Here is a 19,098-nt window from a genome sequence, read left to right as displayed (position 1 = left end):
CTGGCCGTGCAGCCGGGCCAGGCCCTCCCGCCGGTCGGCCGCGGCGCGCTGAAGCCCGGCGACCCGGCGCTCCTCCTCGGCGGCCGCGTCCTCGGCAGCCTTGCGACCGGTGACCGCGTCGCTCATTGCCTGGCGCTGCCTCTCGAGCTCGGCGTTGATCTCCGTCTCCTGCTCCCCCACCCGGGCCGCCTCGGCCTCGAGCTGGTCGGGGTCACGGCCGCCCTGGTGGCCGGGCTCCTCGGCGGTGCCGGCCGCGTTGCGGACCCGCTCGTTCGCCAAGGACTGGGTGCCGCGCAGTCGCTCGCGCAGACCGGACAGGGCGAACCAGGTCTCCTGCGCCTTGGCCAGCGCCGGGAGGTCCTCGCGCAGCGCCGCCTCGAGGGCCGCCTCCCGCTCACGGATGCCGGCGATGTCCTTCTCCACCTGGGCGCGACGCTGCACCAGGACCGACTCGTCGGCCATCTCCTGCTCGAGCGACGTACGGGCGGTGACCAGGTCGTCGGCGAGCAGCCGGGCCCGGGCGTCGCGTACGTCGGCCTGCACGGTGGCGGCCTTGCGGGCCACCTCGGCCTGGCGGCCGAGCGGCTTGAGCTGGCGGCGGATCTCGCTGAGCAGGTCACCGAGACGGTTCAGGTTGCCGTCGGTGGAGTCAAGCTTGCGGAGCGCCTTCTCCTTGCGCTTGCGGTGCTTGAGGACACCCGCCGCCTCCTCGATGAAGCCGCGGCGCTCCTCAGGGGTGGCGTGCAGGATCTGGTCGAGCTGCCCCTGGCCGACGATGACGTGCATCTCACGGCCGATGCCGGAGTCGGACAAGAGCTCCTGGACGTCGAGGAGCCGGCAGGTGTTGCCGTTGATGGCGTACTCGGAGCCGCCGTTGCGGAACATGGTGCGGCTGATGGTCACCTCGGCGTACTCGATCGGCAGGGCACCGTCGGCGTTGTCGATGGTCAGCTGCACCTCGGCGCGGCCCAGGGGTGGGCGCCCGGAGGTGCCGGCGAAGATGACGTCCTCCATCTTGCCGCCGCGCAGGGACTTGGCGCCCTGCTCGCCCATCACCCAGGCCAGGGCATCGACCACGTTGGACTTGCCGGAGCCGTTGGGCCCCACGATGCAGGTGATGCCGGGCTCGAGCTGCAGGGTCGTGGAGGACGCGAAGGACTTGAAGCCCTTGAGCGTCAGGCTCTTGAGGTACAACGTGCGACTCCTCGCAGCGGCGGTCAGGTCAGCATCACTCTGGGTGTCAATGTGTCGCTGGACGACGAATCATTGCAGGCGCCGTGGGGAAGGTCAGCACGGCCGAGATTACACGTCAGCAGCCCCGAATCGTGGCATCCCAGCGCCTCACTGCTCGGCGGCCACCTGCGCCTCGTCCGCGTGGGCGATGTGGGGCATCTGGTTCCAGATCAGCAGCACGAGCAGCCCGGAGCCGACGAACGCGAACCAGAACGGCGCGACGATCCCCCACTGGCCGGCGATCACGCCGCCCAGCCCGGTGCCAACGACCATGGACCCGAAGACCCCGACCATGTAGACACTGCCGACCCGGCCCTGGAACTCGGTGGGCACGGCACGCATCCGGACGGTGCGGGACGTCGTGCCCCACACGAAGGCGTGGGCACCGAAGACGAACAGGATCACCATCGCGCCGATGCCGCTGCGGTTCAGCGCCAGCGCGAGGTGGGTGAACGTCTCGATGATCAGGCCGACCCGCATGATGTTGCCCAGCGAGAACCGCTTCTCCAGCCAGTCGTAGGTGCCGATGGCCACCAGCCCGCCGACCGCGCCGGCCGTGGTCAGCAGGCCGAACCCGACCTCGCCCATGTCGAGCGTCTTGAGGGAGTAGAGCACCAGCACCGACCAGGCCGCGCCGAAGGTGATGTTGAAGGTGACGATGGTCAGGGTCAAGGTGCGTACGGCGGGGTGCCGCCAGGTCCAGCGCAGCCCTTCGAGGATGTCCTGACTGACCCGCTTCTTGACCTCCGGCGGCGGTACGAGGGGCAGACGCATCCTCGCGATCAGTCCGGCCCCGAGCAGCACGCACACGGCCTGGGTCACGAAGGGCCAGGCCATGCCGGCGGCGAAGAGGGCGGCACCGACCGGCGGACCGAGCATCTGGTTGATCGTCACGAACCCGGCCATCAGTCGAGCATTGGCCACGCCCAGGTCGCGCTTCGCCACCACCATCGGCAGCAGTGTGGACGACGTGGTGTCGGCGAACACCTCGGCGGTCCCGAACAGGAACAGCGTCGCCAGCACCAGCCCGATGTCGACGTGATCGGTGCTGATCGCGGTCACCAGGACGGCCAGCACGGCCACGCGCATCAGGTCGACCACGATCACGACCAGCCTGCGGTCGAGGCGGTCGGCCAGCACACCGGCGTACAGACCGAAGAGCAGCCAGGGCAGACGCTGGAGCAGGGCGCCCATGGCGACCAGGAAGGGGTCGTGGGTCTGCGAGGCGATCAGCAGCGGGCCGGCCGCGAGGGCGATGCCGTCGCCGACCTGGCTCACCCACGAGGAGCCGAGCAACCAGCGGAAGTTGGTGCCGAGGCGCGCGGGGGCCACGACATCGAGGATTCGGCTCACAAGAGCCAGACGCTAGCCGCTCGCGGCGTCAGCGTCACATGGATATCCGGTCAGACCGGTTGCATGTCCTCGACGGGCTCGAGGAGGGTGGCTGCCCGGGTCGCGGCGAGGGCTTCGTTCTCCTCGCTCAACCGCACGATCAGGGTCTCAAGATCAGCGACACGCTCACGCAGCGCCCTGTTCTCCGCGGCCAGTCGAGTGGCCGTCTGACGAGAGAGGAACTGCTGGTCGCTGCTCATGTAGCCGAGAAGCGCCTTGGCCATCGAAAAAGCCTCCGAAAAAGTGGTGAACGGGTCGATTGGACCCGTCTTCAAGAGTCCCACCGTGGATCAGTTTGGTCAAACTCGGGTCAGCGTGGTCGGCTCCGGGGCCGGGGAGGCCGCTGGCACACCGGGCAGAAGTACGACGACCGGTTCATGAACGCGACCCGCCGGATCGGGGTGCCGCAGACGCGGCAGGCCTCGCCCTCGCGTCCGTAGACGTTGAGCGAGCGCTCGAAGTAGCCGCTCTCGCCGTTGACGTTGACGTAGAGGGCATCGAAGGAGGTGCCGCCCTGGTCGAGGGCCTCGCGCATCACCAGCTCGGCGTGCCCGGCGAGCTCGCGCACCTGCCGCGCGGTCAGCCGCTCACCCGCGCGCTCACCGTGGAGACGTGAACGCCACAGCGCCTCGTCGGCGTAGATGTTGCCGACCCCGCTCACCAGGGTCTGGTCGAGCAGCAGCCGCTTGACCGCCGACGTACGGCGGCGCACGCGGCGGGTGAAGTCGTCGAGGTCGAACTCCTCGTCGAGGAGGTCGCGCGCGATGTGTGCCATCTCCGGAGGCAGGTCGGCGCCGCCCGGCGAGGTGGCCAGACCGCCGAACATGCGCTGGTCGACGAAGCGGAGCTCCTGCCCGTCGGAGAGCGTCAGTCGGACGCGCAGGTGGCGCTCGTCCGGGACGGTCGGCGGCTGCACCAGCATCTGACCGCTCATCCCGAGGTGGCCCAGGATCGCGTCACCGGAGTCGAGCGGCAGCCAGAGATACTTGCCGCGGCGACGTGCGGCGGTGATCTTGCGGCCGGTCAGCGAGGCGACGAAGCCGGTGGGTCCACCCGGGTCGCGACGGACGGGGCGGGTGTGCAGCACCTCGACGGAGGTGATGGTTCGCCCGACGGCGTGCGCGTCGAGGCCTCGCCGGACGACCTCGACCTCGGGCAGCTCGGGCACGGGTCGGATCCGTCTCAGTCGTCGATGGAGCCGGGCTCGGCCTCGGGCTCGGGCAGCGGCACGGCCGAGATCTCGCCGTACGCCGTCTCCGCGGCCTGCTGCTCGGCTTCCTTCTTGGACCGGCCGACACCGTGACCGTAGAGAGCCTCACCGACCCGCACCTGGGCGGTGAACTCCTTGAGGTGGTCGGGGCCGGAATCCTCGATCACGTATTCGGGGACGCCGAGACCGCGCTCTGCCGACAGCTCCTGAAGTGAGGTCTTCCAGTCGAGACCGGCCCCGAGGCCGGCAGCGGCCTCCATGAGTGGGTCGAAGAGCAGGTGCACCACGGTGACGGAGTTCTCGAAGCCGCCGGAGATGTAGATCGCACCGATCACGGCCTCGACGGTGTCGGAGAGGATCGAGGCCTTCTCGCGGCCGCCGGTCGACTCCTCGCCACGGCCGAGCTTGATGTGCTCACCGAGTCCGATGGTGCGCGCCACCTCGGCCAGCGCGCGTGCGTTGACCACGGCGGCCCGCAGCTTGGCCAGCCGTCCCTCGGAGAGGTCGGGGTGGGTGCGGAACAGGGTCTCGGTGACCACGACGCCGAGCACCGAGTCGCCCAGGAACTCCAGGCGCTCGTTGGTCGGCAGGCCGCCGTTCTCGTAGGCGAACGAGCGGTGCGTGAGGGCGCGGTCCAGCAGCTCGGGATCCAGGACCGGATCGCCGAGTGCTGCCCGCAACTCCACGTAGGTGAGTTCCGTGAGGTCCGTCAACGGTTCAGAGAACTCAGTCAACGGTTCAGAGAACCTGACGACGCTCGGCCTTGGCGCCGTACTGGCCGCACTCGCCGCACGCGCGGTGCGGGAGGTGCTTGGAGCCGCACGCCGGGTTGGCACACGTCACGAGGGACGGCGCAACGGCCTTCCACTGCGAGCGACGGTGACGCGTGTTGCTGCGCGACATCTTCCGCTTCGGGACTGCCACTGTGATCTCCTCTTGATTCGCGCAGGCCGGTCGGCCTGACGCTTCAGTCTGTCGTCTTGCTGTCGTCGTGCTGGAGCGCTTGAAGACCGGCCCACCTCGGGTCGATCGGCTCTTCGTGCGTGTGATCGGGATCGTCGGCCAGATGGGCACCACACTCGGTGCACAAACCGGGACAGTCCTCTTCACACAAGGGTTGGAACGGTAGTGCAAGCACCACCGCATCCCGCAAGACGGGTTCGAGGTCGAGCAGGTCGTCCTCGAGTCGTCTCACTTCACTCTCTTCGTCAGCGTCGATGTCGTGGTGACCATCGTCGTAGACGAACAACTCCTGGAACCGCGCCTCGAGCTCGTCGGAGATCGGGTCCAGACACCGCACGCACTCGCCGATGAGCTCGGTGTTGACCGTGCCCGTGACGAGAACGCCCTCCATGACCGCCTCCAGACGCAGGTCGAGTTCGACCGGCGTACCTTCGGCGACACCGAGGACCTCGATGCCGAGATCTGCAGGTGCCGGAACGGTCTCCGTGAATTCCTTCTGGGACCCCGGGCGGCGGCCGAGCTCGCGTGTATCGAGCACGAGCGGCGCTCTCGGGTCCAGCTTCGAGGTCTTCACGTCTCCCTGTCCAAGCACAACAAATCAGCCAAAGGTTACCCGGCTTCGGGGTCACTCAGCAAAACGTCTCCGGCGGGCGGGGCAGTGTCGGTTGCGTCACCCTCGAAGGAGCTGCGGCCGGTCAGGTTCGCAATGCCCCGCCGCACCTCCCCCAGCGTGCGCTCCAGGTGGTGCTCGAAGTTGGCGAACCGCTGCTCGATGTAGGCATCGGCGTCACGGCGCAGCTGCTCGGCCTCGGCGACCGCCTCGACCCGGATGGCGTCGGCCTCACGGGTCGCCAGCCGGAACACCTCGGTGTCGGAGACCAGCTCGTCGCGCTTGAGCTCGGCCTGACGGACCACCTCGATCGCGATCGACTCACCTTCGGCGACCACGGAGTCACGGTCGGCCAGCACGGCCGCCGAGGCGCTGGAGGAGGAGGCGTACGCCGACTCGAGCCGGGCGATCGCGTCGAGCACCTCCTGACGGTTGACCACCGCGGAGGCCGACATCGGCATCGAGCGCGCCTGGACGACGAGCTCGCGCAGGGCCTCGATCTCAGCCCTCACGTCGCTCATCAGCCCTCGCCCGCCAGTCGGCGGTTCTCGTCGACTCGCGCGGCGAGGCGCTCCCGCACGAAGTCGGGCACCAGGCCGGAGACGTCACCACCGAAGGTGGCGACCTCCTTGACCAGGCTGGAGGCGAGGAAGGAGTATTCGGGGCTGGTCGGCACGAAGACCGTCTCGATGTCCGCGAGGCTGGAGTTCATCTGGGCCATCTGCAGCTCGTAGTCGAAGTCGCTGACCGCGCGCAGTCCCTTGACGATGGCGTGCACGTCGCGCTCCTGGCAGTAGGCGGTGAGAAGGCCCGAGAAGCCGTCGACCGTGACGTTCGGGAACTCCCGGCATGCCTCGGTGAGCATGTCGATGCGCTCCTCGGCGGTGAAGAGCCGGTTCTTCGACTTGTTCACCCCGACCGCGACGACAACCTCGTCGAAGAGGAACGATGCCCTCGCCACGATGTCGATGTGGCCATTGGTCACCGGGTCGAATGATCCCGGGCAGACAGCTCTGCGCACTGGTCTTCTACTCCTCTGACTCGTCGCGTGGTTCTGGATCCGCCGCGTGACCATATCTCAGCACGGTCTCGCCGTAACGCTTGTCGCGCCATGGTTCGATGCCGTCAGGCCAACGATGTGACGAACCCCTCGTGCCCCGCTCCACCACCACGAGCGCTCCGGGCGCCAGCCAGCCGTGGGTCACGAGCAGCTCGAGCATGTGCTCGACCTCGTCGTCCGGCTGCGGGTAGGGCGGGTCGGCGAAGACCACGTCGAAGGGTGCGCTGGGCTGCCGGTGGAGGGTGGCGGCCACCGAGGCGGCGATCACCTCGACCTGGGTGAACCCGAGGGTGCGCGCGTTGCCACCGATCAGGGTGGCCGTGCGCCGGTCGTGCTCGACGAGGGTCACTGCCGAGGCACCACGGGAGCGGGCCTCCAGGCCGACCGCACCCGAGCCGGCGTACAGGTCGAGGAAGCGCAGCCCGTGCAAGGAGCCCTCGGCGGACTCGATCGCCGAGAACAGCGCCTCGCGCACCCGGTCACTGGTGGGACGGGTCGCCTGCCCGTGCGGGGTCTCGAGGCGACGGCCGCCGGCGGTGCCGCCGATGATGCGTGTCATGCGGCGGGGTCCCTGCGGTGGTGCGAGCGCAGCGAGCAGCGTCGTGGGGTGCTCATGATCGCTCCATGAAGTCACTCTTGCCGGACTGTTCGAGTTCGTCCACCCGCTCGGCGAGCAACGGCACGGAGGCCAGCACGGGGTCGGCGGCGATCAGCCGCTCGGCGGTGCCGCGGGCCGCGACGATGGCCTTCTCGTCGCGCAGCACCTTGAGGTGGGTGAGGCTGGAGCGGTAGCCGGACTGGCCGGCGCCGAGCACGTCGCCCTCGTGTCGTTGCTCGAGGTCGATGCGGGAGAGCTCGAATCCGTCGGTCGACCCGGCCACGGCGACGAGCCGGTCACGGGCCGGAGAGTTCTGCTCGCTGTGGGTGACCAGCAGGCACAACCCGGGGAACCCACCTCGACCGACTCGCCCGCGCAGCTGGTGCAGCTGGGAGACGCCGAACCGGTCGGCGTCGAGAAGCACCATCGTGGTCGCGTTGGCGACGTCGACACCGACCTCGATCACCGTCGTCGAGACGAGGACGTCGATCTCGCCGGCGGCGAAGGCGCGCATGGTGCGGTCCTTGTCGTCGGGAGGCATCTTGCCGTGGAGCTTCTCGACCCGGAGCCCGGCCAGGGCTCCGTCGGCCAGCTCGGGGACCAGGTCTTCGACCGAGGCCAGCTGGCCCTCCCTGATCGAGGCGAGGGCGACGCCCTCGTCGTCGACGTCGACCTGGTCGACCTGCCCCTCCTCGGCCTCGTCGCCGCCGATGCGCGGGCAGACGACGTAGACCTGGTGACCCTTGGCGACCTCTTCACGCACCCGCTCCCAGACCCGGTTCAGCCACTGGGGCTGGTCCTTGAGAGGGACCACGGTCGACTGGATCGGCGCCCGGCCCGCGGGCAGCTCACGCAACGTCGAGACCTCGAGGTCACCGAAGACGGTCATCGCGACCGTGCGCGGGATCGGGGTCGCGGTCATCACCAGCAGGTGGGGCGGCGCGCCTGCCTTGTCGGTGAGCGCGGCCCGCTGCTCGACTCCGAACCGGTGCTGTTCGTCGACCACGACCAGCCCCAGGTCGGCGAACTGCACCCTGTCCTCGAGGAGCGCGTGGGTGCCGATCACCAACCCCGCCTCGCCGCTGGCCATCCCCAGCATCGCCTCCTGGCGGGCGGCCTTGCCCATCGATCCGGTCAGCAGCGCCACCGTCGTGGCGTCGGCGGCGCCGCCGAGCATGCCCCCGGCGGCCAGGTCACCGAGCATCGCGGTGATCGAGCGGTGGTGCTGCTGGGCCAGCACCTCGGTGGGCGCGAGCAGGGCCGCCTGCCCACCGGAGTCGACCACGCGCAGCATCGCGCGCAAGGCGACCAGGGTCTTGCCGGAGCCGACCTCACCCTGGAGCAGCCGGTTCATCGGGTGCGACTGGGCCAGGTCGTGCTCGAGCTCGGCACCGATCTCGCGCTGTCCGTCGGTCAGCTCGAACGGCAGGTCGGCGTCGAAGGCTGCCAGCAAACCCCCACCACCGGTGCGGGGCAACGCTCCCTGCGCCCGCAGCGCCGCGCGTCGTCGGGCCAGCACCAGCTGGGTGACCAGTGCCTCCTCGAACCGGAACCGCTTGCGCGCCGACCCGACCTGGCCGTAGTCGTCGGGCGAATGGATCCAGCGGACCGCGGTGTGCACGTCGACCAGGCCGTGCTCGGCACGCAGGTCATCGGTCAGCGGCTCGGGAAGCTCGTCGATGACGGTGAGCGCGAAGCTGACCACGCGCTGGATGTCCCAGGTCTCGACCGGGCCGGTGACCCGATAGATCGGGAACAGCGCCTTGAGCCCCTCGGCCATCGCCCGCGCCGACTCGGCTCGTGCGTCGTCGGGATCGTCGGTCAGCATCACCATCTGCGGGTGCGCCAGCTGCCACTGGCCGTTGAACTGACTCACCTTGCCGGTGAACACGCCCTTGGCGCCGGGGCGGAACCGCCCCGCCTGCCAGTCGGCGACGCCCTTGTTGCGGGCGAACATGGTCAGCTTCAACGACGGCCCGTCGGTCTTGATGACTGCCTCGACCCGGTACGCCGTACGGCCGGTGCGGCGGTCCTGGTAGGGCGCCACGCGACTGTTCACCACGTCGGCCACGACGGTCAATGGCTGCCCCTCGACGAGGTGGGCCACCTCGGAGACCTCACCGGTGGGCAGGTAGGTGCGCGGGAAGTGCCACAGCAGGTCGCCGACGGTGCGCAGCTTGAGGTTCTCCTGCAACGCCTTGGCCTTGCTGGCGTCCTTCTTGCCGCTGCCCAGCACGGCAGCGATCGGTGAGTCGAGGGTGATGCCGGTCATGGTTCTCGAGGTCTCCGCCAGGTCGGTCGTCGGGTCGGTCGTCGATCATTCGACGGCGAGGAGCAGCGGGTAGCGCTCCTGGCCTCCGTCGTACACCACGGCGTCGACAGTGGGGTACGTCGACTCGACGTACTGCTCGCAGCGCGCGGCGAGATCGCGGCCGTCCTCGCCGGCGACGAGGGTGATCATCTCGCCACCACCGCCCACCAGCCGGTCGATGATGCCGGTGGCCACCGCATAGAGCTCGCCGCCCACCAGCGCGAAGTCGCCCTCGATCACACCCAGCACGTCGCCCGGCTCGCAGGGGCCCGCCATCGTGATCGCCTGCTTGGCCGCGATCGTGACTGCGCCGTGGCGCGCATGGCGAGCGGTGGCGGTCATGTGCAGGAGGTCCTGGTCGAAGGAGCGCCCGGGTTCGTGGACGGCCACCGCGGCCAGCCCCTGCACCTGGGCCTGGCTCGGGATCACCGCCACCCGCACGTCGCCGGACTCCTCGGCGGTGCGTGCCGCGATCTCGGCGACCCGCACCGAGTCGGGGTCGTTGGGCAGCAGGATCACCTCGGCCGCACCGCAGGACTCGATCGCCTCCAACAGCATGCCGGTGCTGGGACGGCGCCCCGGTGCGCCGAGGACCACGACCGCTCCGGCCTCGTCGAACAGCTGGGCCAGGCCGCGTCCCGCGGCCACCGCGACAATGCGCCGGCCGGTGCGTGCCGACGTACGTTGCCCGGCTTCGGCGATCTGCTCGGCGAAGTGCGTCACCCGGACGCGGTGCGGCCGCCCGGCGACGATGCCGGCCTCGATCGCGGCCCCGACGTCGTCGACGTGCACGTGCACGTTCCACAGCCCGTCCCCACCGACGACGACCAGGGAGTCGCCGAGCCCGCCGAGCGTGGTCTTGAGGGGGTCGATGGCCTCGTCCTCGGCGTCGAGCAGGTACATCACCTCGTACGCCGGCCCGCCTGGTTGCAGGTCACCTGCGGGCAGCGGGATCGGGATGTGCGGCGTGTGCCTGGGTGAGGCGATCGGACGTCGGCCGGTCAGCGCGGTCTCGGCCGCCTCGTAGACGACGCAGATGCCGCGGCCCCCGGCGTCGACGACACCGGCGTCGGCCAGCGCCTGGAGCTGCGTGGGTGTCTTGGCCAGGGCCTCACGTGCCGCGTCGGAGGCACGGGCCAGCACGTCGGTGGTGCTGGCCGACGGGTCGCGGACCGCGTCGAGTGCCGCGTCGGAGGCGGCCTTCCCGACGGTGAGCATGGTGCCCTCGACCGGCGTGCCGACGGCGGCGTAGCTGGCCCGGGTCGCCTCGTCGAGGGACCGCGCGAAGACCTCGGCGTAGCGTTCGTCGGGGCCGACCTCGGCCAGCCGGGAGGCGATCGCGCGCAGCATCTGGGAGAGGATGACGCCCGAGTTGCCGCGGGCTCCCAGCAGCGCTCCTCGCGAGAACGCGGCCATCGCCGTGGGCAGGTCGGCCGTTCCCGCGGCGGTTGCCTGGAGCAGTGCCTCGCGCGCGGCGGAGACGGTGAGGAACATGTTGGTGCCGGTGTCGCCGTCGGGGACCGGGTAGACGTTGAGGGCGTCCATCTCCTCGCGGGCGTCGCTCAGTGCGGAGGTCGCGTGGTCGACGAACTTCGTGATGGTGGCGAGGTCGAACCCTCGGTCGTCCATCGTCACCTCCGTCCGTCGTGCGTCTCGTTGGGGTTCAGGCTAGTGGGCGTCGTGGGAAGTTCGTCGGGTGTCCCGCACTTGGGAAGTTCGTCGCGGGTGGACGACTGGGGGTCGGAGCGATTTTCATCTTCGGGTGCCGATCAGATACTCTTGTTCGGTTGCCCGCGAGCCACCTGCTCCGGGCCCTCTCGTTCCAACATCGACTTTCCAGGAGTTCACGGTGGCTGCCGTCTGTGACATCTGCGCCAAGAGGCCGGGCTTCGGTAACAACCGGCCCTGGTCGCGCAAGATTACGAAGCGTCGCTTCAACCCGAACATTCAGCGCGTCCGCGCCACCGTCAACGGTGCGCCGAAGCGACTGAACGTCTGCACCGGCTGCCTCAAGGCTGGCAAGGTCTCCCGCTGACCTGAGCGCATTCAGAGCCCCCGACCGCGAGGTCCGGGGCTCTTTTTGCGTCCCACTTCCACGTGCAACGCGGGGTTGTCGTCGCTCCACACGCGTCATGACACGTGTGAGGCGTCAACGGCACCGCACACGTTCGCCCGAGCGCGTCGAGCTGCACTCAGAAGTGCGTCCAGCCGGCAGGGCCGTCGTACGCCGCTCCGTCGACGGTGACCACGGGACCGTCGACACCGGGCTCGGCGACCGTGCCGATCACCAGCCAGCCCTCCGGCACCGCGTCCGCGTCGGGGTAGGTCGCCAACAACGGGTGGTCGTCTCCCCCGCCGAGGATGAACTGGATCGGGTCCGCGCCCAGTGCTGCGCCGATGGCGTGCAGCGGCTCGGCGATCTCGAACGACGAGGTGCGGATGTCGATCGCGACACCGGAGGCCTCGGCGACGTGGGCCGCGTCGGCGACCAGCCCGTCGGAGACGTCGATCATCGACGTCGCTCCCGCATCGGCGGCCACCTGGCCCGCGTCGTACGGCGGAAGCGGTCGGCGGTAGGCCTCGACCAGCACCCGTGGGGAGCGGAACCCCCGGCCCAGCACGGCGAGCCCACCGGCGGCCCAGCCCTGACGACCACAGAGCGCGACCACGTCACCGGCCCCGGCACCGGCGCGTACGACGGGCGCGACCGTGCAGGAACCGAGCACCGTGACCGAGAGGACCAGCGTCTCCGAGCGGGTGACGTCTCCACCGACGACGCTGGCGCCGACCTTGGCGCACTCCTCGGCAAACCCGTGGGCGAAGTCGAGTGCCCACTGCGCCGGCAGGTCGGCCGGGGCGGCCAGGCCGATGGTCAGCGAGGTGGCTCGTCCACCCATCGCGTTGATGTCGGAGAGGTTCTGCGCGGCGGCCCGGGCACCGACGTCGGCACCGGTGGCCCACTCACGACGGAAGTGCCGCCCCTCGACCATCATGTCGGTCGAGACGACCACGTGGCCGGTGCGGACCCGGAGGACCGCGGCATCGTCGCCGGGGCCGATCAGGACGTGATCACCCTGGTCGAAGATCTCTGTGAGGGCGGAGATCAGTGCGAACTCACCGACGTCGGCGAGCGTGGCATCGGGAGCAAAGGGCGCGGCAGGCATGTGGGTCATCCCATCAGTGCAAGATTCGCCACCACCTACCGACACGCGGGCCCGAGGCGGTAGGTTGACGTGGCAATGTCCACAACAGACCGAGGAGCTCCCATGGTCGTCCAGGCCTACATCCTGATCCAGACCGATGTCGGCAAGGCCGCTGAGGTTGCCACGTCCATCGCCCAGATCAAGGGCGTCACCCTGGCCGAGGACGTCACCGGTCCCTACGACGTGATCGTCCGCGCCGAGGCCCGCAACGTCGACGAGCTCGGCAAGCTGGTCGTCTCGAAGGTGCAGAACCTCGAGGGCATCACCCGCACGCTCACCTGCCCGGTCGTCCACATCTGACCCAGGTGTTCCCACGCACCGTCCGAGAGCGCCTCGTGTCCATCCGGGCACGGGGCGCTGTCGCGTCCGCACTCCTGCTGGTTGCGACCGGCTGCTCGGGCGCCGTCGAGATCGACTCCCCCGACGTGGACGGCGCGACCCGCGCCACGTGTGAGGACTTCCTCGACGCGCTGCCCGACACCTTGGCCGGGGAGAAGTCGGAGGAGGTCTCCCCCGACGACGCGCTCGGCCGGGCCTGGGGCGATCCGCCGATCGTGGTGACCTGCGGCGTCGACAAGGCCGAGGGGTTCACGCCCTACTCGTCGTGCTGGGAGACCAACGGCGTCGGGTGGTACGTCCCCGATGACCAGGTCTCCGACCCGACCGCGGACATCGTGGCCACCACGATCGGCTGGACCCCGCGGGTCGAGATCCGACTCCCCGGCGAGCTGCGCCCGCCCGACGCGGTGACCGTCGACGTCAGCGCCGCGGTCAAGGCGCACCTGAAGCACGAGGGCAAGCCCTGCGTCTGAGCTGACCCGTCGCCAGTTCGCGCCGACCCGTCGTGAGTTCGGCACGTCTCGCCGAACTCACGACGGGTCGATCAGCGCAGGCCGAGGTCCCGATCGAGGGCGAGCCGGATCAGCCGGTCGACCAGCTCGGGGTAGTCCACGCCGCTGGCCGCCCACATCCGCGGGAACATCGACAGGCTGGTGAACCCCGGCATCGTCTCGACCTCGTTGAGCACGATGCGGCCGTCGTCGAAGACGAAGAAGTCGACCCGGGCCAGGCCCTCGACGTCGAGCGCCTCGAACGCACGGACGGCGTACGACTTGACCCGGTCGGCGACCTCGGGGTCGAGCCGGGCCGGCACGTCGAGCGCGGTGTTCTCCTCGGGGAGGTACTTCGCCTCGAAGTCGTAGAACTGGTGGTGCGGGTCGACGCGGATCTCGGCGAGCTCGCTGGTCAGGTGCGGCTCGTTGCCCTCACCCTGGAGTACGCCGCACTCCACCTCACGTGCCCCGATCGCGGCGGCCTCCACGATCACCTTGGGGTCGAAGCGGCGGGCCTCGGCCAAGGCGTCGTCGAGCTGCTCGACCGAGTTCACCCGGCTGATGCCGAAGCTCGAACCGGCTCGGGCCGGCTTGACGAAGACCGGGAAGCCGAGCTCCTCGACGCGGTCACGGCAGGCGGCCTCGTCACGCGCCCACTCCCGCGGGGTGATCGTGACGTAGGGCAGCACCGGCAGCCCCTGAGCCTCGAAGAGCAGCTTCATGAACGCCTTGTCGGTGCCCACGGCCGAGGAGAGCACGCCGGCGCCGACGTAGCGCACGCCGGCCATCTCGAGCAGACCTTGGAGGGTGCCGTCCTGTCCGAACGGCCCGTGCATCACCGGGAAGACGACGTCGACGTCGCCCAGCGTCTCAGGCCCGGCGGCGGGGTCGCGCACGATCAGCGAGCTGGTCTCGCCCGGGGCCAGGCTGACCTCCTGCTCGCCCACCACCATCGGCAGCTCGCCTCCGGGGCCGAGCGCCAGCGGGTTGGCGTCGGGGTTCTCCAACACCCAGGTGCCGGTGGTGGTGATGCCGATCGGGACCACGTCGTACTTCTCGCGGTCGATCGCCTTCAGCACGCTGCCGGCGGAGATGCAGGAGATCGAGTGCTCGCTGGACACGCCACCGAAGACGACGGCGACACGGGGCTTGCGGTTCGTGGAAGTCATCGCCCAGAACCCTAGGCCATGGCATGGCCGAGATCGGCGATCACGCGTGGACGGCGTCCAGCTCGGCCTTCGTGAGCACCGGTCGCACCTCGAGCCCGACGTCCTCGAGCGGGTTGACGCCCTCGGGGCTGCGGTCGATGGCACACACGACCACCTCGACGATCGCGCCCGCGTCCCGCAGGGCGTTGGTGGCATCGCGGACGGCGCCACCCGTGGTGATGACGTCCTCGACCAGGGTGACGCGTCGGCCCTCGACGCCGGGGCCCTCGGCCAGCTTGCAGGTGCCGTACTCCTTGGCCTTCTTGCGCACGAAGAGTGCCGGAAGGCTCACCCGCATGCTGAGCGCGGTCACGATCGGGATGCCGCCCAGCTCGAGGCCACCGAGCAGCTCGGTTCCCTCGGGCACCAGGTCGACCATCCGGTCGGCCACCCGGGCGAGCAGGGCCGGGTCCGACTCGAAGAGGTACTTGTCGAAGTACTCGTTCGACACCTGGCCGGAGCGGAGGGTGAACTCCCCGCTCAGCCGGCAGCAGGCGTCGATGTCGCGGGCGAGGGTGGTGTCGTTCGTCTCGTCAGTCACGGGCCCCATCATGTCGCACCCGATTCACCTCCTACTGTGGTGCCCATGCCTGAGAAGCCGTTGCGCCCCGCCACCATCGCCGTCACCGCCGGTCGTCCGAAAGCCGAGCCCGATGCGCCCCTCAACGTGCCGATCACGATGGCTTCGACGTACGTCGCCGGCGGCGACACCGAGTACGGCCGCTACGGCAACCCGACGTGGACCGCGTTCGAGGAGGCCCTCGGCGGCCTGGAGGGTGGGCGCTGTCTCTCGTTCGCCTCGGGCCTGGCCGCGGTCGCCACGGTCTTCGACCTGGTCGGCCAGGGCCAGACCGTGGTCGCTCCGCGGCATTCCTACAACGGCACGATCATGCAGCTGGCCGATCTGGAGTCGCGTGGCCGGATCACGGCACGCCTGGTCGACGTCACCGACACCGATGCGTTCGTCGCGGCCTGCGAGGACGCCTCATTGGTGTGGCTGGAGTCCCCGACGAACCCAGCCCTGGAGATCGCCGACATCCCGACCATCCGCGCCGCCGCCCACGAGGCCGGTGCCTACGTCGCGGTCGACAACACCTTCGCCACTCCCCTGGCCCAGCGCCCGTTGGAGATGGACGTCGACCTGGTCGTGCACTCGGCCACGAAATACATCGCCGGTCACTCCGACGCGTTGATGGGCGCGATCATCACCCGCGACGACGAGCTCTTCGGCGTGCTGAAGAATCGCCGCGACCTGATCGGCGCCGTACCCGGAACTCTCGAGGCCTACCTGGCACTGCGTGGCCTGCGCACCATGCACCTGCGTGTGGAGCGCGCCGAGGTCAATGCCAAGGAGTTGGTACGCCGACTCGAGGAGCACCCCGCAATCGACGAGGTGCGGTATCCGGGCTTCGGCGGCATCGTGGCGATCGTGCTCGGGCAGGGCGCGATGGCCGCGGACCTGCTGACCCGCAAGACGTCGCTGTGGGTCCACTGCACCAGCCTGGGCGGGGTGGAGTCCACCTTCGAGCGGCGTCGTCGCTGGAACAGCGAGGCGAGCAGCATTCCCGACGCCCTGGTGCGGATGTCGGTGGGCATCGAGGACGTCGATGACCTGTGGGACGACCTGCGCACGGCGCTGGACGACCTGGTCTGAGGCCGTCACGGTCTCGACTCACTCCGACGCGGCACCATCCCTCAGCCGCAGTCGCTGCTCGACCTGGCCAGCACCAGAGCAGACCTGGCTCCTCGGTCTGACCTGCCTGTCACATCAGTCGCGCTCGGGCTTCGGGTCGCGCGCGACGAAGCCGTCCATCATGTCCGAGACGGTGAGCTGCCCGGAGACGACACCGGTCACCGCCTCGGCGAGCGGGGCGTCGACGTCGTTGCGTCGCGCCAGGTCGAGGATCGAGGCACACGACTTGGCCCCCTCCGCGACCTGGTTGGTCGAGGCATAGATCTCGTCGGTGGTCATGCCCTGCCCGAGCTTCTCGCCGAAGGTGCGGTTGCGCGAGAGGGGTGAGGAGCAGGTGGCGACGAGGTCGCCGAGTCCGGCCAACCCCATCATGGTCAACGGGTCGGCGCCGAGCTTGATGCCCAGGCGAGCGGTCTCGGCCAGACCGCGGGTGATCACCGAGGCGGTCGTGTTGTCCCCGAAACCGAGCCCGACGGCCATGCCGACCCCGAGACCGACGACATTCTTGTAGGCACCGGCCAGCTCGCAGCCGATCACGTCGACCGACGTGTAGGGGCGGAACGCCTTCGAGTGACACATCACCTGCAGGCGCTGGGCGACGCCGTGGTCCTCACAGGCCACCACCGACGCGGCAGGCTCACGGCGAGCGATCTCGCGAGCCAGGTTCGGGCCACTGACCACGGCGATCCGCTCGGGGCCCGCGTCGGTCACCTCGGCGATCACCTCGCTCATCCGCTTGACCGTGCCCAGCTCGACGCCCTTCATCAGCGAGACCAGCACCGCGTTCTTCGGGATGTAGGGCGCCCACGCGGTGAGGTTCTCGCGCAGGGTCTGCGACGGCACGGTGAGTACGACGACCTCGGCTCCGGAGAGTGCCCGCTCGGGATCGGTGGTCGCCTCGATCACGTGCGGAAGCTCGATGCCCGCCATGTAGTCGGTGTTCTCGTGCTTGTCGTTGATGTTCGCGCACACCGCTTCACGCCGGGCCCACATGGTCACGTCGCTGCCTGCATCGGCGAGGATCATCGAGAACGCCGTGCCCCACGAACCGGAACCGAAGACTGCCACCTTGCTCATCGCTTGTCCTTGCCCTTCTTCTGCTTCTTGTGGGGGTTGCCGATCAGAGTGACTCCGGCCTGACGAGGATCGAAGCGTATCGGGGGTGCCTTCTCACCACGGAGGTCCTCGAGCAGGCCCGTGATCGCCGCCATGATCCGGCCCGTCGCCTCGGTGACCGCCGCCGTGTCGGCCCGCTGGTCGGGCTGGGGCACCGCGAGGTCGTCGAGCGCCACGGGATCACCGGCCTTGAACGTCACGGTCTTGCGCGGCAGCAGACGCACCGACTTCGCGTAGGGCGCGAGGATCTCCTGGACGCCCCAGTGCGCGACCGGGATCACCGGGGCACCGGTCTCGAGGGCGATGCGTGCGGCACCGGACTTGCCGGTCATCGGCCACAGGTCGGGGTCACGGGTGATCGTGCCCTCGGGGTAGACCACGACGCACTCCCCCTGACGAACGGCCTCGACAGCTGCACTGAAGGCACCGAGCGCGTTCGCGCTCTGGCGTTGAACGGGGATCTGGCCCGCGGAGTCCAGGAAGCCACCGAGCAGCTTGTTGGAGAACAGGCCGGCCTTGGCGAGGTAGCGCGGCAGCCGACCGTGGTCGTAGACGAAGTGCGCGGCCATCAACGGGTCGATGTGAGAGACGTGGTTGAGCGCGATGACGCAGCCACCGGTGGCCGGAATCTTGTCGCCGTCGATCCACACTCGTCGCGAGGCAGCGAGGAGGGTCGGCTTGAGGATCGGCACGGCAAGGCTGAAGGCCCACCCTCGGGGCTGATCGAGATCGCGAACTGTCAAGGTGCCTCTTCATTCCTTCCGCGGCGACCGGTGCCTCGGCCGCGCTGTGACGTGTCAGCAGGCTACTCGGTGAGTCAGGCTCCCGCCCTCGGGCACGCTGCGCGCGACGAGGATGGGAAGATCTTCCTGATGTCCACCCCACCTCCCTTCGTCGTCCTGGTGCCGATAAAGCCACCGGCCGTGGGCAAGTCGCGCCTGGCCACGATGCCCGACCAGCAACGCATCTCTCTGGCCACGGCCTTCGCCCGCGACACCATTGCCGCCTCCGTGGCGGCTTCCGGGGTGGCCCAGGTGATGGTGGTCACCGACGATCATCGCTTCGCCGCCGTTGCTCACGCCGACGGGTGCCTGGTGCTGCCGGACGGCGTTCACGGTGATCTCAACGCGACGCTCGTCCAGGCCGCCCACGAGAGCAAGCGCCGGTGGCCGGCGTACTGGGTGGCGGCACTGTGTGGCGATCTTCCTGCGCTCAAGCCCGATGACCTCACGGCAGCCCTGGCGCAGGTGCCTGCCCACGGAGCCGCCTTCGTTGCCGACGACCTCGGCACCGGCACGACCATGTACGCCGCACGCGCCCTGAGTGACTTCACGCCCGAGTTCGGGTTCGACTCCGCGCGACGGCACACGGACTCGGGAGCACTGCCCGTCCCCGGCGCCCTGGCCAGCCTGCGACAGGACGTGGACGAGGCCGGGGACCTCGGCCGGGCGATGGTGCTCGGGGTCGGCGCGCACACCGCCGCCGCCATCTAGGGGATGGCCGAGGGAACCGACCTTCGCCCTGACGGTTCGGGCCCCCGAGAGTAGGCAACGCCGCCTCCCGCGAATGGGAGGCGGCGCTGATCGAACAGGCGGCGGATCAGGCCTTCTTGGCCGGAGCCTTCTTGGCCGGAGCCTTCTTGGCCGGAGCCTTCTTCGCAGCAGCCGT

Annotated in this window: 22 protein-coding genes; 5 read left to right on the top strand and 17 right to left on the bottom strand. The window is 69.6% G+C overall.

The window, feature by feature from the left end:
* From NJ4_RS22700 to NJ4_RS22645, 12 genes are all read right to left on the bottom strand, one after another.
* Window positions 1–1,194: chromosome segregation SMC family protein (locus NJ4_RS22700; RefSeq protein ID WP_157551302.1), on the bottom strand; the 1,194-nt coding region annotated here is incomplete at its 3' end.
* A gap of 147 nt (window positions 1,195–1,341) precedes the next feature.
* Window positions 1,342–2,565, bottom strand: coding sequence for an MFS transporter (locus NJ4_RS22695; RefSeq protein WP_245644680.1), 1,224 nt, complete (start codon window positions 2,563–2,565; stop codon window positions 1,342–1,344).
* Between the two features lie 71 nt (window positions 2,566–2,636).
* The gene (locus NJ4_RS22690) at window positions 2,637–2,849 is read right to left on the bottom strand and encodes a hypothetical protein (protein WP_067440941.1); all 213 of its coding nucleotides are present in this window, start codon (window positions 2,847–2,849) and stop codon (window positions 2,637–2,639) included.
* Window positions 2,850–2,935: 86 nt separating this feature from the next.
* Window positions 2,936–3,793: a bifunctional DNA-formamidopyrimidine glycosylase/DNA-(apurinic or apyrimidinic site) lyase gene (gene mutM, locus NJ4_RS22685; protein WP_067440938.1), complete on the bottom strand. Its 858-nt coding sequence runs from the start codon at window positions 3,791–3,793 to the stop codon at window positions 2,936–2,938.
* 14 nt (window positions 3,794–3,807) lie between these two features.
* Entirely contained in the window at window positions 3,808–4,569 is a 762-nt protein-coding gene (gene rnc, locus NJ4_RS22680; protein ID WP_082749060.1) for a ribonuclease III, read from the bottom strand.
* A 4-nt stretch (window positions 4,570–4,573) separates the two neighbouring features.
* Entirely contained in the window at window positions 4,574–4,759 is a 186-nt protein-coding gene (gene rpmF, locus NJ4_RS22675) for a 50S ribosomal protein L32 (protein WP_056890728.1), read from the bottom strand.
* Between the two features lie 43 nt (window positions 4,760–4,802).
* A complete protein-coding gene (locus tag NJ4_RS22670) occupies window positions 4,803–5,372 on the bottom strand; it encodes a YceD family protein (RefSeq protein WP_067440932.1) in 570 nt (189 codons plus the stop codon).
* 35 nt (window positions 5,373–5,407) lie between these two features.
* Window positions 5,408–5,929, bottom strand: coding sequence for a hypothetical protein (locus tag NJ4_RS22665; protein WP_067440929.1), 522 nt, complete (start codon window positions 5,927–5,929; stop codon window positions 5,408–5,410).
* On the bottom strand, window positions 5,929–6,483 hold the full coding sequence (gene coaD, locus NJ4_RS22660) for a pantetheine-phosphate adenylyltransferase (RefSeq protein ID WP_174524625.1): 555 nt from the start codon (window positions 6,481–6,483) through the stop codon (window positions 5,929–5,931). The genes NJ4_RS22665 and coaD overlap by 1 nt, the downstream gene beginning before the upstream one ends.
* Entirely contained in the window at window positions 6,437–7,027 is a 591-nt protein-coding gene (gene rsmD, locus NJ4_RS22655) for a 16S rRNA (guanine(966)-N(2))-methyltransferase RsmD (protein ID WP_067440924.1), read from the bottom strand. Before rsmD ends, coaD begins: the two co-directional genes overlap by 47 nt.
* A 52-nt stretch (window positions 7,028–7,079) precedes the next feature.
* A complete protein-coding gene (locus NJ4_RS22650; protein WP_082749059.1) occupies window positions 7,080–9,338 on the bottom strand; it encodes an ATP-dependent DNA helicase RecG in 2,259 nt (752 codons plus the stop codon).
* 45 nt (window positions 9,339–9,383) lie between these two features.
* Window positions 9,384–11,006 carry a DAK2 domain-containing protein gene (locus tag NJ4_RS22645; RefSeq protein ID WP_067440921.1) on the bottom strand — a complete coding sequence of 541 codons (1,623 nt, stop codon included), beginning with the start codon at window positions 11,004–11,006 and terminating at the stop codon, window positions 9,384–9,386.
* A 220-nt stretch (window positions 11,007–11,226) separates the two neighbouring features.
* Between NJ4_RS22645 and rpmB the strand changes: the two genes are divergently transcribed.
* A complete protein-coding gene (gene rpmB / locus NJ4_RS22640) occupies window positions 11,227–11,412 on the top strand; it encodes a 50S ribosomal protein L28 (protein WP_067440917.1) in 186 nt (61 codons plus the stop codon).
* Window positions 11,413–11,569: 157 nt separating this feature from the next.
* Here rpmB and NJ4_RS22635 read toward each other — a convergent pair whose 3' ends face one another.
* The gene (locus NJ4_RS22635) at window positions 11,570–12,550 is read right to left on the bottom strand and encodes a thiamine-phosphate kinase (RefSeq protein WP_245644679.1); all 981 of its coding nucleotides are present in this window, start codon (window positions 12,548–12,550) and stop codon (window positions 11,570–11,572) included.
* A 93-nt stretch (window positions 12,551–12,643) separates the two neighbouring features.
* Here NJ4_RS22635 and NJ4_RS22630 point away from each other — a divergent pair, with 93 nt between their 5' ends.
* The gene (locus NJ4_RS22630) at window positions 12,644–12,880 is read left to right on the top strand and encodes an Lrp/AsnC family transcriptional regulator (RefSeq protein WP_056676246.1); all 237 of its coding nucleotides are present in this window, start codon (window positions 12,644–12,646) and stop codon (window positions 12,878–12,880) included.
* Window positions 12,881–12,915: 35 nt separating this feature from the next.
* Window positions 12,916–13,392, top strand: coding sequence for a DUF3515 domain-containing protein (locus tag NJ4_RS22625; RefSeq protein WP_169799315.1), 477 nt, complete (start codon window positions 12,916–12,918; stop codon window positions 13,390–13,392).
* A gap of 71 nt (window positions 13,393–13,463) precedes the next feature.
* Here NJ4_RS22625 and NJ4_RS22620 read toward each other — a convergent pair whose 3' ends face one another.
* Window positions 13,464–14,582 carry a D-alanine--D-alanine ligase family protein gene (locus NJ4_RS22620; protein ID WP_067440909.1) on the bottom strand — a complete coding sequence of 373 codons (1,119 nt, stop codon included), beginning with the start codon at window positions 14,580–14,582 and terminating at the stop codon, window positions 13,464–13,466.
* Window positions 14,583–14,622: 40 nt separating this feature from the next.
* On the bottom strand, window positions 14,623–15,162 hold the full coding sequence (gene pyrE / locus NJ4_RS22615) for an orotate phosphoribosyltransferase (protein WP_245644678.1): 540 nt from the start codon (window positions 15,160–15,162) through the stop codon (window positions 14,623–14,625).
* A 45-nt stretch (window positions 15,163–15,207) separates the two neighbouring features.
* Between pyrE and NJ4_RS22610 the strand changes: the two genes are divergently transcribed.
* The gene (locus NJ4_RS22610; RefSeq protein ID WP_067440903.1) at window positions 15,208–16,275 is read left to right on the top strand and encodes a trans-sulfuration enzyme family protein; all 1,068 of its coding nucleotides are present in this window, start codon (window positions 15,208–15,210) and stop codon (window positions 16,273–16,275) included.
* Between the two features lie 114 nt (window positions 16,276–16,389).
* Here the strand turns inward: NJ4_RS22610 and NJ4_RS22605 are convergent, their stop codons facing one another.
* Together NJ4_RS22605 and NJ4_RS22600 are read right to left on the bottom strand one after the other, a co-directional pair.
* The gene (locus NJ4_RS22605; RefSeq protein ID WP_067440901.1) at window positions 16,390–17,391 is read right to left on the bottom strand and encodes an NAD(P)H-dependent glycerol-3-phosphate dehydrogenase; all 1,002 of its coding nucleotides are present in this window, start codon (window positions 17,389–17,391) and stop codon (window positions 16,390–16,392) included.
* Window positions 17,388–18,173: a lysophospholipid acyltransferase family protein gene (locus NJ4_RS22600; protein WP_067440898.1), complete on the bottom strand. Its 786-nt coding sequence runs from the start codon at window positions 18,171–18,173 to the stop codon at window positions 17,388–17,390. The genes NJ4_RS22605 and NJ4_RS22600 overlap by 4 nt, the downstream gene beginning before the upstream one ends.
* Before the next feature lie 69 nt (window positions 18,174–18,242).
* Between NJ4_RS22600 and cofC the strand changes: the two genes are divergently transcribed.
* On the top strand, window positions 18,243–18,923 hold the full coding sequence (cofC, locus tag NJ4_RS22595; protein ID WP_245644677.1) for a 2-phospho-L-lactate guanylyltransferase: 681 nt from the start codon (window positions 18,243–18,245) through the stop codon (window positions 18,921–18,923).
* The last annotated feature ends 175 nt before the right edge of the window (window positions 18,924–19,098 follow it).

The organism is Nocardioides jensenii JCM 1364 = NBRC 14755, from assembly GCF_001552535.1.
Taxonomy (GTDB): Bacteria; Actinomycetota; Actinomycetes; order Propionibacteriales; family Nocardioidaceae; genus Nocardioides; species Nocardioides jensenii.
This window is presented reverse-complemented; position numbering and strand designations above follow the sequence as displayed.

Bases quoted from the DNA above. Each gene is read 5' to 3' on its own strand.
- rsmD (WP_067440924.1), bottom strand. From the start codon at position 7,027: ATGACACGCATCATCGGCGGCACCGCCGGCGGCCGTCGCCTCGAGACC.
- NJ4_RS22635 (WP_245644679.1), bottom strand. From the start codon at position 12,550: ATGACCCACATGCCTGCCGCGCCCTTTGCTCCCGATGCCACGCTCGCC.
- NJ4_RS22630 (WP_056676246.1), top strand. From the start codon at position 12,644: ATGGTCGTCCAGGCCTACATCCTGATCCAGACCGATGTCGGCAAGGCC.
- coaD (WP_174524625.1), bottom strand. From the start codon at position 6,483: ATGGTCACGCGGCGGATCCAGAACCACGCGACGAGTCAGAGGAGTAGA.
- NJ4_RS22620 (WP_067440909.1), bottom strand. From the start codon at position 14,582: ATGACTTCCACGAACCGCAAGCCCCGTGTCGCCGTCGTCTTCGGTGGC.
- NJ4_RS22605 (WP_067440901.1), bottom strand. From the start codon at position 17,391: ATGAGCAAGGTGGCAGTCTTCGGTTCCGGTTCGTGGGGCACGGCGTTC.
- NJ4_RS22665 (WP_067440929.1), bottom strand. From the start codon at position 5,929: ATGAGCGACGTGAGGGCTGAGATCGAGGCCCTGCGCGAGCTCGTCGTC.
- NJ4_RS22645 (WP_067440921.1), bottom strand. From the start codon at position 11,006: ATGGACGACCGAGGGTTCGACCTCGCCACCATCACGAAGTTCGTCGAC.
- NJ4_RS22610 (WP_067440903.1), top strand. From the start codon at position 15,208: ATGCCTGAGAAGCCGTTGCGCCCCGCCACCATCGCCGTCACCGCCGGT.
- NJ4_RS22690 (WP_067440941.1), bottom strand. From the start codon at position 2,849: ATGGCCAAGGCGCTTCTCGGCTACATGAGCAGCGACCAGCAGTTCCTC.
- NJ4_RS22650 (WP_082749059.1), bottom strand. From the start codon at position 9,338: ATGACCGGCATCACCCTCGACTCACCGATCGCTGCCGTGCTGGGCAGC.